The sequence below is a fragment of the Prosthecobacter sp. genome, assembly GCF_046154365.1.
Classification (GTDB): domain Bacteria; phylum Verrucomicrobiota; class Verrucomicrobiia; order Verrucomicrobiales; family Verrucomicrobiaceae; genus Prosthecobacter.
The window spans coordinates 1-12822 of record NZ_JBJXFV010000228.1 but is presented as its reverse complement, the minus strand read 5'-3'; the positions used below and the strand labels follow the sequence as shown (position 1 = coordinate 12822).

General features: G+C 59.4%; 9 protein-coding genes and 1 pseudogene. 7 read left to right on the top strand and 3 right to left on the bottom strand.

All coding sequences use genetic code 11. The features are described from left to right. The first annotated feature begins 101 nt into the window (after positions 1 to 101). The 6 genes from rpsO (at position 102) to ACKVY0_RS28945 (ending at position 6708) form a co-directional block, all read left to right on the top strand. On the top strand, positions 102 to 362 hold the full coding sequence (rpsO, locus tag ACKVY0_RS28970; RefSeq protein WP_409218368.1) for a 30S ribosomal protein S15: 261 nt from the start codon (positions 102 to 104) through the stop codon (positions 360 to 362). A gap of 174 nt (positions 363 to 536) precedes the next feature. Continuing rightward, positions 537 to 2687, top strand: coding sequence for a polyribonucleotide nucleotidyltransferase (locus ACKVY0_RS28965; RefSeq protein ID WP_409218367.1), 2151 nt, complete (start codon positions 537 to 539; stop codon positions 2685 to 2687). Between the two features lie 378 nt (positions 2688 to 3065). Then, the gene (locus ACKVY0_RS28960; protein WP_409218366.1) at positions 3066 to 3842 is read left to right on the top strand and encodes a hypothetical protein; all 777 of its coding nucleotides are present in this window, start codon (positions 3066 to 3068) and stop codon (positions 3840 to 3842) included. Positions 3843 to 3860: 18 nt separating this feature from the next. Continuing rightward, the gene (locus ACKVY0_RS28955) at positions 3861 to 5015 is read left to right on the top strand and encodes a hypothetical protein (RefSeq protein WP_409218365.1); all 1155 of its coding nucleotides are present in this window, start codon (positions 3861 to 3863) and stop codon (positions 5013 to 5015) included. 54 nt (positions 5016 to 5069) lie between these two features. After that, entirely contained in the window at positions 5070 to 5885 is an 816-nt protein-coding gene (locus ACKVY0_RS28950; RefSeq protein WP_409218364.1) for a hypothetical protein, read from the top strand. 19 nt (positions 5886 to 5904) lie between these two features. After that, positions 5905 to 6708 carry a hypothetical protein gene (locus tag ACKVY0_RS28945; protein ID WP_409218363.1) on the top strand — a complete coding sequence of 268 codons (804 nt, stop codon included), beginning with the start codon at positions 5905 to 5907 and terminating at the stop codon, positions 6706 to 6708. A gap of 214 nt (positions 6709 to 6922) precedes the next feature. On the opposite strand, the gene ACKVY0_RS28940 is transcribed toward ACKVY0_RS28945, so the two are convergent. Further along, a complete protein-coding gene (locus ACKVY0_RS28940; protein WP_409218362.1) occupies positions 6923 to 8326 on the bottom strand; it encodes a hypothetical protein in 1404 nt (467 codons plus the stop codon). 24 nt (positions 8327 to 8350) lie between these two features. Then, a complete protein-coding gene (locus ACKVY0_RS28935) occupies positions 8351 to 10750 on the bottom strand; it encodes a vWA domain-containing protein (RefSeq protein ID WP_409218361.1) in 2400 nt (799 codons plus the stop codon). 187 nt (positions 10751 to 10937) lie between these two features. On the opposite strand from ACKVY0_RS28935, the gene ACKVY0_RS28930 reads away from it, so the two are divergent. Further along, complete coding sequence (locus ACKVY0_RS28930; RefSeq protein ID WP_409218360.1) at positions 10938 to 12371, top strand: Gfo/Idh/MocA family protein; 1434 nt, start codon at positions 10938 to 10940, stop codon at positions 12369 to 12371. A gap of 4 nt (positions 12372 to 12375) precedes the next feature. Here the strand turns inward: ACKVY0_RS28930 and ACKVY0_RS28925 are convergent. Continuing rightward, positions 12376 to 12822: pseudogene (locus ACKVY0_RS28925) on the bottom strand (S-methyl-5-thioribose-1-phosphate isomerase); the annotation flags it as partial.

Below are 12822 nucleotides of genomic sequence, written 5' to 3'. Positions count from 1 at the left end.
CAAAACTTCCCCTTGCCAAAGAAGGGCTTTATGGTTCCTTCGCGGCCCCACATCCTAGAACACACACCGCCTGACAAGTTGTCCGGCCATTCAAACCAACCATGAGCGAAGCAACCACCATCGATTCCACCTCTTTCAAGATGCACGACAAGGACACCGGCGGCGCCGACGTCCAAGTGGCTCTCTTGACGAAGCGGATCAATGACATCACGCAGCATCTTGCTGCACATCAAAAAGATCACTCCACACGTCGCGGCCTGCTGCAAATGGTCGCACGTCGTCGCAAGCTGCTGGACTACCTCAAGCTGACCGCTGCGGAACGTTACCAGAAGCTGCTCAAGAGCCTGAATCTGCGCCGCTAACAGAATTTCATGAGGGGTGATGCCACAGGCATCGCCCCTTTTCTGTTTCAGGCTTCGACACGCATGTCGGCGATTGCCGATGATCATGCTGCATGCTGCGCCATCGCGCATCCCCGACGGGCTGAAGCCCGTGCTCCCTTTTCACCCAAACCAAACCAACACACACGCCAACCTATGGCCATACACAAAGTAACCGCCGCCCTCGGACAGGGCACCATTGAAATCGAAACCGGCAAGCTCGCCAAGCTTGCTGATGGAGCCGTCACCGTTCGTCTCGGCGACACCATCATGATCGTCACCGCCGTCTCCGCCACGAAAGTGAAGGACGGCCAGGACTTCTTCCCACTCAGCGTGGAATACAAAGAAAAGGCATCCGCCGCAGGCCGCTTCCCCGGTGGCTACTTCAAGCGCGAAGGCCGCCCCACCGAGAAGGAAATTCTCACCTGCCGCATGACGGACCGCCCATTGCGTCCGTTGTTCCCGAAAGGCTACTACTACGACACCCAGATCGTCGCCCTGCTGCTCAGCGCTGATGGCGAAAACGATCCTGACATCCTCGCGATGAACGGTGCTTCCGCCGCTCTGTGCGTTTCCGACATTCCGTTCGCAGGCCCAGTGGGCGCGGTGCGCGTCGGCCGCATCAATGGCGAATTCATCGCCAATCCTACCCAGACCCAGCGTCTCGAGAGCGATCTCGACCTCGTCTATGTCGGCAATGCCACGGACGTGATCATGATCGAAGGCGCTGCCAACGAACTGCCAGAAGCCGATTTCATCAAGGCGCTCCACTATGCTCAATCCCAGGTGCAGCCCCTCGTGGCCGCCCAGGTCGAGCTGGCGAAGCTCGTCGGCAAGGCCAAGCGTGAAGTCCCCCTCATGCTGGTGAAGGACGAACTCCTTGAGATCGCCTACCAGATCGCTGGTGATCGCATCGAAGGCGCTCTTTATCAGCCTTCCAAGGTTGCACGCGGCAAAGCCGTTGGCGCTTTGAAGGACGAAGTGGAAACCGCCATCAAGGCCGCTTTCCCTGCCGCCACCAACTTTGAAATCAGCCAGGCCTTCGATTACCTCCAGAAGAAAGCCTTCCGCATCAGCATTCTCGACAAGAAGAACCGCTGCGATGGCCGTGGCCTCGACGATCTGCGTGTCCTTTACGGTGAAGCCGGTGTGCTGCCCCGCACGCATGGTTCCGCTATCTTTTCGCGTGGCGAAACGCAGGCGCTCGCCATTGCGACGCTCGCTCCGGCTGATGAAGCTCAGGAAATGGACACCTACGCGGGTGGCCCGGATTCGAAGCGTTTCATTCTGCACTACAACTTCCCTCCCTTCTCCGTCGGTGAAACCGGCCGTTTTGGCGGTCAGAACCGTCGCGAAATCGGCCACGGTGCGCTCGCCGAGCGCTCCATCGCTCCCGTCATTCCTGCGAAGGAAGTCTTCCCTTACGCCATGCGCGTGAGCAGCGAAGTCATGGAGTCCAACGGCTCCACCTCGATGGCCTCCGTTTGCTCCGGCGTCATGGCGCTCATGGATGCCGGCGTGCCGCTCATCCGCCCCGTCGGCGGCATCAGCGTCGGTCTCGTCTCCGAGTTCGATGCTAATGACAAGATGTCCCGCTACCTCACGATGATCGACATCTTGGGCAGCGAAGACCACTTCGGTGACATGGACTTCAAGCTCTGCGGCACCAGCGAAGGCGTCACCGGCTACCAGCTCGATTTGAAACTTCCAGGTCTCCCAATGGCAATCCTTGAAGAAGCCATCGCGAAGGCCAAGACCGCCCGCACCACGATCCTCACGGCCATGCATGCCGCCATCGGCGAAATCAAGCCGCTGAGCAAGTATGCCCCGCGCATTGAGATCGTGAAGATCAACCCTGACAAGATCGGTGAGCTCATCGGTCCTGGCGGCAAGAACATCAAGGCCATCCAGGCCGAGTCCGGCGCTGAAATCAGCATCGAAGACGACGGCACGGTGTACATCTATGCTTCCCGCAAGGAAAGCCTTGAGCGTGCGGTCGAAATGATCAGCGGCATGTCGGTGGAAATCGAAGTCGGCAAGATCTACACCGGCAAGATCGTCAGCACGACGAACTTCGGTGCCTTCATGAACCTCGGCGGCAAGAAGGACGGCCTGATTCACATCAGCGAGCTGGCCGACTTCCGTGTCAACCGCACCGAAGACGTCGTCAAGGTCGGCGACATCGTCACCGCCAAGTGCCTCGGCATTGATGACAAGGGTCGCGTGAAGATGAGCCGCAAGGCCGCGATGAAGGAAAAAGACGCCGCCGCCAAGGGCGAAGCCGCTCCTGCCGAAGACCTCGGCTGATCTTCATCCGATAAATAATCCCAACCACGAAGGGGCCGCGCTGAGCGGCCCCTTTTTTATGCGCTGGATTGAGCAAGGAGTTGCGCCAATGACGGCGTTCTGAGAAAAACATCGCCTGCCAATCTCACGCCGCTCCTTCATCACTCAGTCCGCCCTCGATTTCACTGCGCTGAGCGGCCCTTGTGAAGTGTAGCATTGGTCCATGCGAATTTTTACATTGGCAGACTGGAGACCTTTTGCTATTAAGCGCTCCTGCCTATGGCCGACGCTCTTGAATCGCAGATGCGCTTGTCGAAAATCCCAAACATTGCACGGGTGTCCTGGCGCAAGTGCCTACATTAGCTCTGGCGTTGCGGCTTGGTGTTTGGCTTGCCTGCCATGACGGGCACGGCGCAAGACTTCCCGTACACGCAGTTTGAAAAAGTGGGTGCGGAATACCGGCTCACGGTGGGGGCTTACCCGCTGCATTATTTTCATTTCCAGCACAGCAGTGATCTGCGGTCCTATATCACCGTGGACATGGCGCTGGGCACGCCGGGCCCCACGTTTGGCTACACGCCGGCGCCGGGCACGTTGCGCGGTTTTTTCCGCGCCCAGGCGGTGGCTGGATGGGCTCCAGGAGATGCGGATGACGATGGCATCGACGACCTGTACGAACTGACCCATGGGCTGGACCCGCTGAATGCCGCCGACGCCTCTTTTCCCAGCCTGGAGCACCCCGGCATGACTCATCTGGAGTTCTACCGCGCCCGCTACGGCCTCACGCGCGTGACGGAATTCTACAGCCACGAAACCAGCGTCTATAACGACACTTTTGGCATCTCCGTCGAGGTCAGCGTCTTCAACTTCCCCAACACCACCGGTTTCAGCGTGGAGGCGATCTCGGCGGAAGTCAGCCTGTTCAACTTCCCGACTGCCACGGGCTTCGCCATCGAGGCCATGTCGCCTGAGGTGAGCATCTTCAACACGCCGGCTTTCGCAGGACCAAGTGTGGAGGCGATCTCGGCGGAGGTGAGCATCTTTAACACAGCAGTCGTCTCGGGGCCAGGGGTGGAGGCCATCTCACCCGAAGTCAGCGTCTTCAACTCCTTCGTTGTCACGCCGACGCTGGGAGCCATCGCCGTCGAAGTTTCCGTGCTCAATTCAACGCCCTAGTTTATCACCACTCACCTCATGAAACCCACGCTGCTTCTGCTCACCCTCTTGCTCATCACCAGCATCTCCGCGCTACAAGCCCAGATCGCCGTTCCCGGCGACGGCTCCGACGGTGCGCTCAGTGTGACCGCTAGCAATCTGGTGATCGATCTCTCCCAGGCCATCACCGGCACCTGGGATGCTAACAACAGCGCCAATGCAGGCAAAGGCATCTTCGATCCCTCGAAACGCGCCATTATTTTCAAATACAGCTCAGTGAACATCGCCAGCGGCAGGACCGTCACCTTCACGAACCATCCCAGCCGTGCGCCGGTCGTGTGGCTGGTGCAGGGTGGGGTGACTCTAGCTGGGGTGCTGAACCTCAATGGGGCCGTGGCTACGAATGGTGCCAATCTGCCATCTGAACCAGGACCTGGTGGATTTCGTGGTGGTGCCAAGGGGTCACTTGGCACGGGTGCTGGCCTTGGCATTGGAGGAACAAATTTTTCCAATGGCACCTACTGGTTGCCAGCCAGTCATGCTGCCACTTACGGAAATCCGTCGATTGTGCCTTTGATGGGTGGGTCTGGATCGGGGCCTTCTAATTTTAGCTCAGGAAGCGGCGGCGGCGGAGCCATCCTTATTGCAGCGGTCAATTCGATCCTCGTTTCAGGATCAATTACGTCCATTGGTGGCGGCGGTTCTGGAGGGGGAAGTAGCGGGGCCATCCGCTTGGTGGCTAATGTCATCAACGGCAGCGGCAGTGTGGATGCGCGTGATGATGGACGTATTCGCCTCGAAGCCAACTCGGTTTCGGGCACACTCGTGACGCAACCGCAGACGATTGCCGTTCCACCTGCGACACCACCTGTCATCTGGCCTGGAAACACGGCCCCCACCGTAAAGGTCGTGAGTGTGGACACCTCCGCCGCACCTGCGGTGCCGACAGCTCCACTTGATCTCACTGCTGACATTGGCATCTCCACCAACGGCGCAACCACAGTTCTTCTGCAAACCACCAACTTCCCCACCACAGGTTTGGTCCAAGTGCGGTCGGCCGGAAAATTTGCCAACAATGCCACCTGGACCACCGCCGCGTTCCAAAGTGGTGATGTCACCTCCGCCACCTGGACCGCCACCGTGACCTTCCCCACCGGCTTCACCACCCTGCAAGCCCGCGCCACCGTGCCATAAAAAGACTTAACTTTGGCTCATTCCATCTCCGTCCAGATTACAACTTCCCAATCTATGAAAAAGCACGTCACAGCCTTTACCGCCCTCCTACTCGCCCTCGGCTCTATTCAAGCAGCGGATAAGCAGGTCCAAATCAACTGCAAGGTGCTCAGCGTGCCGCTGGACGCCCCCGCGCTCAAGGAGGCTGGCCTGACGCTGGATGCATCCGCTGGGATGACGAACCTCGGCATCGTGAGTGTGGACAAAGTCGCCGCGCTGCTTGCCAAGCTCGAAAAAAGTCCCGGTGTGAGCCTGCTCAGCGCGCCGTCGGTCACCACGAAGGAACGCCAGCGCACCACGATGGAAAGCGTGCGGGAATTCATCTATCCCACAGAGTTTGAGCCAGCCAAGATCACCAACGCGCCTGAGGCCAAGCCCGTGCAGCTCGCACTAGGCCAGGTCATCGCCGCCATGCCGACTACGCCAAAGAGTTTCGAGATGCGTCCCGTGGGCATGCGCATCGAGCTGGAGGCATCCATCACGCCAGAGGGTGCCATCAGTCTCAATATGGCACCGGAACTCGTGACGTTTGAAGGCTTCGTCAATTATGGGGCGCCAATCAAAGCCGTGGCCGCCGACAAAGACGGCAAGCTGCAAGAAGCGGTGCTTACCGAGAATCAAATCCAGCAGCCGCTCTTCCATAGATTCAAGTCGGTGACCGCAGTGGTGCTGCCAGACACGCACTGCGTCATCCTCGGCGGTCAGGGCGGCAGTTCCGGCCCGCTGCCTGCGGCTGGTCAAAAGCCCGATCCCGCTCAAACCGCCAATTCCGCGCAGAAGGGCACCCATCTCGTCTTCTTCATCATTCAGGCCAAAATCGTCACGCCCTAATTCAACCTGCTCTAAAATCATGCAACACATCCTCCCACACGCGCTCTTCGTCGCTCTTGCCATGCTGTTGTTGGCACCCTTGAAAATCGCCGGGCAGACTGCTCACGGCGGCATGGCGTTGTCACCCAAATGGCTTCCGGACAAGCTGGAAACTAAGCGTGAACTGCTCGAGAGCCTGCACCTGTATGCCAGTGCGGTGGTGGGCAATGCGGCTCCGGGCAAGGAGCCGGTGCCAGGCACCATAGTCGGCCCGATTCGCTGGCTGATGCCATTCGATGAGGCGGTGAGGGTGCTGCCGGAGCGCATGAACAAGATCGGGGAGCGTCCAGTGAACCTCACCTGCTTTCCGCAGGCATCGCTGACGCTGGCGAGTTTTCAATTCAAGAGCTTCATGGACCGCAATCAGCCCTTCAATCAGCTTCATCTCATTCTGGACCTGAAACGCCAGGTAGTGGGCGTGCAGTTCGTGGAGCAGACGCCTGATCCAGGCAAGGTGCTGTGGTTTCCCGCGCCGGATGGTGCGCGCGAGCCGTATTACAACTTCCTCATGCTCTCCAACAACGCCAGCGGCGGCCAGGAGGTGGCCTATCAGATCGTGGATGCCGGCGCGGGCGTGAAGTTGATCAAAACCGTGCTGCAAACCAACACGGGCCTGCGCAACAAGGCAAACATGCCCGGCCTGCCAGGTTTCGCCGGAGCGCCTGCTGGCATGATGCCGGTGAAGTACAAAGAGAACGTCCACCTCTACCTCACCGCCCCGCTCGCCCGCTGCTTGCTCGAAATCGTGGACCGGAACCTGCGCAAGCCGGGCAGTTTGCGCTAACTCTGGTGGGCCCAAGCAAAGGTGCTGTCAAAAGGTGCCTGCTGGGTAAACCAACATCATCTTGCAGCAATGCCGCGATGAAGGAAAAGGATGCCGCTGCGAAGGGCGAAGCTCCTGCCGAAGACCTCGGCTAAGCCTCATCAAGAAGTGCATTCCCAACCACGAAGGGGCTGCGCGAGCAGCCCCTTTTTTGTACTGCCACCGAATTCACGCCTCATTTTCTCACATAACGGGCCACCATGAAGTTGTAGTAGGGCACTCCGAAGTAGAGATACCAGTTGCGGTCGCCGTAGCGTTTGAGTTCAAACTCCGCCATCTCCTTGAGCGTGTCGTTGAGGAACTTGAGGCCGCTTTCCTGGCCTGCGTCATACTTCTCGTAAAACCCGGTCTTGGATTTGTTCATCGGGTCATTTGGGTCGGCCTTGGATTTGGCCCAGTAGAGGCCGGCGATGGCGCTGAAACCACCGGCGGAGTCCGCCAGTTCCTCAAGTCGTTTGGTTTTAAGCTCGGTTTGCTTGAGCACGACATAGTTGCCTTCGAGGTGGGCCTTGGCCTTGTTGATCTTGTCCTGCAAATCACGGAAGGCACCATAGGCCTCGGGAGATATGCCGCCGTCACCTGAGGCGCGTGAGGGCAGAATGGGCAGGCCGGGCGGCGCATAGTCGGGTTGGAGAAATTTTTCGCGCGGATCGATGATCTCGAAGGCCTCCAGCAGATTCAGCGTGGTCTGCAGCAGGCTGGCGATGTCCACGTTGGCTCCCTTGAAGCCTTTCTCCTCAAGGCTTTTGATGTCGATGGGACTGTTGAAGTCGAGTTTGCCTTCGGTGATGGTTTTGATGGCTTCCGTGATCTCCTTGAACTTGTCGATGTGACCTTGGATCTGCTCGGCGTGGCGCGCATCCTGGTCCGCGTCTGCCACGGGCCGAGGGCGGATGTCGATGTTTTCCTCCTGGGTGTAGGCTGGGGTTAGAAACAGGAGGAATGGCAGCAGGATTAGGGGCGCTCGGCCTTTTATCTGCTGTCCGCGGAACATCAGCACGGCGATCACGATGAGGGCGATGAAGATGCCCGTCAGCAACACCGTCGTCATGGAGCCTCCGCCAGCCTTCTCAGGAGAGGCGGTGGTGGTTTCATTTGGCGGAGAGACGCCCGCCACCGACTGCACGGGACTGGGTGGCGGCAGGATGATCTGCGGCCCGCGCCAGACGGAGAGCTGGTAGGCGGCTCCTTTGTCACCCGTGACCGCAAACTTGATGTCCTCTCCGGTGCGGAAGGTCTGGGTGGCGATGCCGCTGGCGGCGGTGTCTTTGGCAAACAACTCCCCGCTGTCCTTGAAAGCACGGATGCGCAGTGGTTTAGCCTTGTCCTGGGGGGTCAAGGTGATCACCACCGGCGCGGTGAGCTGGTTGTTCATCAATTTGAAGTGAACACCCGCAGGCGTGGTCTTGCCGCCGACGACGGAGAAAGTGCCAGTGGCGACGCGTGGATCTTTGACCGGCTCGATCTCCCAGTAAGTGGTCTGTGCGATGACCGGCGTTTCCAGCATTGCGCATGCCAGGAGACCGGTCATGACGACAAGCAAGTTCCGCAGGAGTTTCCTGCGTAAGATGGCGTTCATAAGCGTGAAGGCGGCGGTTGAAGGCTATTTTGCGTCCAGCGTGAGTTCGCTCAAGGTGTTCGCTTTGATCTCGACCTCTTGCTCGGCTTTTTTCTGGCCTTCACTGCGTACAACCAGCGCTTTGCCAGCGGGCAGGGCGACTTTGAAATTTTGATCGTAGGAGTAGCTGAGCTTCTTGCGGTTTCCCTCGGCGTCCTGCGGGCCGTAGATGTCCCAGCCGCCGGGAGTGCTGGAGCTGAGCTTGAGCGTGCCTGCGTTCAAATTGACGGCCTTGGGAATCATCTTGCCGCCGATGACTTCAACCTCGCTCTTGGCCGCCACACCGCCACGCGTGACGGTGACGAGGTATTTGCCCGCGATGAGGCGGAATTTAGGCTGTGCATCGTAGCTGTAAGCCACCTTGGTCCGTTCACCCTCTGCATTGGGTTCGCCGAAGACATCCCAGGAGAGACCATCGGGCGCAGGATCAGCCCCCTCGGTCATCACCGCCGTCGCCGCGACTGTGCCGGCATTCAGGATAACCGCTATTTCCTTGAGCTTGCCGGCCGCGACTTCGATTTCTTGTTTAACCGTGGCATTGCCCCAGGCCACTTGGGCGAGATATTTCCCAGCGGGCAGGCTCAACGTGGGTTGCGCCTCATAGCTGTACCCGGCCTTGGGTCGGGTGCCTTCGGCGTCAGCAGCGCCGAAGATGTCCCAAGCGAGATCCTTGGCGATCGGTTCAGCTCCTTCAGTCGCGAGAGCGGAGAGTTTCACACGGCCAGCACCCAAGGTAATGATTTTTTCAAGGGTGGCTCCAGCCTTGATCTCGACCGTGGCAGTGCCCTTGGCATTGCCGACGACGGCCTGGACGAGGAATTTGCCCGCCGGGAGGCTTAGCGTTGGCTGGGCTTCGTAACTGTAGGCTGCCTTGGGCCGGTTGCCTTCAGCGTCGGCCTCACCGAAGACATCCCAGGCCACATCCTTGGCCACGGGTGTGCCGCCTTCTTCCATGACGACGGCGAGCTTCAGTTTGCCGCTGCCGATGAGCACCACGATGTCCTGGGTCACACCGGCCTTCACCTCGACTTCCATCTGCCCCTTGGCGTTGCCGTAAACGACGGTCACGAGGCAGGGACCAGAGGGCAGCGTGAGCTTGGGCTGGGCATCGTAGCTGTAGCCAAGTTTTTTGCGCTGACCTTCGGCGTCGGGCGGGGTGTAAATGTCCCAGGCGAGGTCTTTGGTGATGGGCGGCTGACCTTCGGCGCTGATGGCGCTGAGTTTGAGATTACCGCTGCCGAGGATGACTTTCACTTCCTGCGGCGGGCCTTCTTTGACCACCACATCCACACTGGCGCTGGCATTACCGCGCACGGCTTTGAGCAGGTAGGTGCCGGCGGCGACTTTGAGGAAAGGTTTGGCCTCGTAGCTGTAACCGGACTTCACCCGATTGCCCTCGGCGTCGGCCGGGCCGTAAAGATCCCACGACACGTCTTTTTCAAAGGCGGTGCCACCTTCTTTGTCATAGGCGACCGCCTTCAGGCCAGTTTCGGAAAAAACCACCTCCTTGGTGACGGTCTCACCTTCCTTGAGGCTCGCATCGAGTTCGATGACCTTGCCGTTTAACTTCGCACTGATCGTGTACTTGCCCGCTTTCGGCAGCTCGATGCTCCAGCGGCCTCCCGTGCCGTTGAAGAGCGCTTTTTCGTTCGCACCTTCGCCGAACACTTCAAACGACACGCCGCTGATGAGTTCGCCGCCGGAGGATTTTTTGGCTTCCATGACCAACGTCGTCACCGGCTTTGCCACCTGCTTCATCGCCACCTCCAGCGAGGATTTGAGCGATGCGGCATCCTTCGCCGCGAGATACATGCCGCCGGTCTTTTTCGCCAGGCACTCCAGGCCCGAGGATTCACCCGGCTTGAGGTCGAAACCGATGACGTGGCAGGTGAAATCAATGCCGAGGCGCTCCAGTTCCTCCGCCGCCATGCAGGGATCTTTGTCGCAGGTCTCCACGCCGTCGCTGACCAGGATCACAGACGCCTTGGCCTCCTCAAACTTCAAATACTTGGCCGCTTGGATGACGGCGGCGGTGAGCGGCGTCTTGCCCTTGGGTTCCAGCGCGGCCACGGCTTTCAAGATGGCCGCAGAACTGCCAGCCTGCGGTGGCACCAGCAGTTCGATGTCTTCACAGTCGCCTTTTTTGCGATGGCCGTAGGCCATGAGGCCGAGTTCCATCGCCGGATCAGCCGTGCCGACGATGTCGCTCACGGCTTTTTTTGCGATGTCGATCTTCACGCCGCCGGGCACCTGCCCGTACATGCTTCCTGAGGCGTCAAAGACGATGATCGCCTTTGACGGAGCGGTTGTCTGCTGGGCGACAACCGCCGTGGTTCCGATGAGCATCGCCCACCCCGTCAACACACTGGTAAGAATACGTTTCATAAGCTGATTCCCTTGTTGGTTGAGCCTGACATTGGGATGCTGTCAGAAAAGAGCCACGAAGTCTTGTTCAAAATGCGGGCTTTTACGCGGCGAAACGGCTGGGCGATGGCCGCCTGAGTTTGTCATCGAATTTCTTGCCATCGGGGCGTGGTTCTGGCAAACCATCGCCTGCCAACCTGATCACACCATGACCTCACGCCGCTCCTTCATCACGCAATCCGCTCTCGCTTTCACCGCGTTGTCCGCCAGCCGTGTGCTGGGGGCGAATGACAAGATTCGCATCGCTTCCATCGGTCTTGGAGGGCAGGGGATGGGGAATGCGAGCCGCATGGCGAAGGTGCCTGGCGTGGAGATCGCTTACCTGTGCGATCCTGACACGGCGGCCTTGGACCGGGCGAAGAAGGTGTACCCGCAGGCGAAGACGACGCAGGATCTGCGCAAGGTGATGGAGGACAAGGACATCGACGCGGTCATCGTTTCCACGGGCAATCACTGGCATGTGCTGGCGTCGATTTGGGCGCTGCAAGCGGGCAAGGATGTGTATGTGGAGAAACCGGTGTCCCATAACATCTGGGAAGGCCGCAAGCTGGTGGAAGCGGCGCGGAAGTACAACCGCATCGTGCAGGGCGGCACGCAGCAGCGCAGCGATCCGTTGCAGGATGAGATCAAGGGCTTCCTGGATGCCGACACCCTCGGAAAAATCAAGTATGTGCGCTGCAATCACTACAGCATGCGTGCGACCATCGGCAAACGCACGGAGCCGCTGTCGCCGCCGCCCACGGTGAACTATGACCTCTGGCTTGGTCCGGCAAAAGATGAGCCGATCTTCCGCGAGAAGTTCCATTACGACTGGCATTGGAACTGGAACACCGGCAACGGCGAGATGGGCAACTGGGGGCCGCACATCCTCGACGATCTGCGCAACGTCGTGTTCCGCGACAAGGTCACACTGCCGAAGCGTGTCATCGCCGGTGGCGGACGTTTTGCCTGGGACGATGCGGGTGAGTCACCGAACACGCACTTCGCCTACATGGACACGGGCAGCATCCCGGTGATCGTGGACTTCCACAATCTGCCGAGGCAGAAGGGCATCAAAGCGCCGGATGTCTATCTGCGTCGTCGCACCGGGGCTTTCCTGATCATCGAGTGCGAGGGCGGTTACTACACCGGCAGCCGTGGCGGTGGCACGGCCTATGACGCCGAAGGCAAGAAACTTCACACCTTCAAAGGTGATGGCGGCAAAACGCACGCGGCGAATTTCATCGCCGCGATTCGCAGCCGCAAACAGGCGGAGCTGAAGGCCGAAATCGAAGCCATTCACTACTCCAGCGCGTGGTGCCATCTGGGCAACCTGTCCTATCGCCTCGGGCAGAAATACAATCGCGAGCAGGCTGAGGCTGCCGTGAAGGATTTTCAGCCTTGGAACGACGTGATCGCCGATTTCCACGAGCATCTCGTCAAAAACGAACTCGATGTCGCGAAGCTCGACATCAAAATGGGGCCAATGTTGGAACTCGATGCTGCAAAGGAGACCTTCATCGGCGACACCGCCACACCTGAGGCGCTGGCGCTGCTCAAGCGTGAGTATCGCGCAGGCTACGAGGTGCCGCAGGAAGTCTGAAGCATCAGAGCTTGGCGTGGAGTCGCTGCAATGACTCCGCATTGGCCTCAAACACGCCGTGCTCGGTGACGAGCGCGGTGACGAGGCTGGCAGGCGTGACATCGAAGCCGTCGTTGCGAGCCTGAGTGCCTGCGGGAGTGATGAGCACTTCCTCGCGGCGGCCTGCGGCGTTCAAACCGGGCATGTGGGTCACTTCGCGTGCGCTGCGTTGCTCAATGGGGATGTCGCGGATGCCATCGGTGATGGTCCAGTCGATGGTGCTCACGGGTAGAGCGACATAAAACGGCACGTCATGAGCCTTTGCGGCCAGCGCTTTGAGATAAGTGCCGATCTTATTCGCCACATCGCCCTGCGCGGTGACGCGGTCGGTGCCGACGATGACGAGATCGACGAGGCCACGCTGAAGCAAGTGCCCGGCGTTGTTATCGACGATCAAGGTGTGCGGCACGCC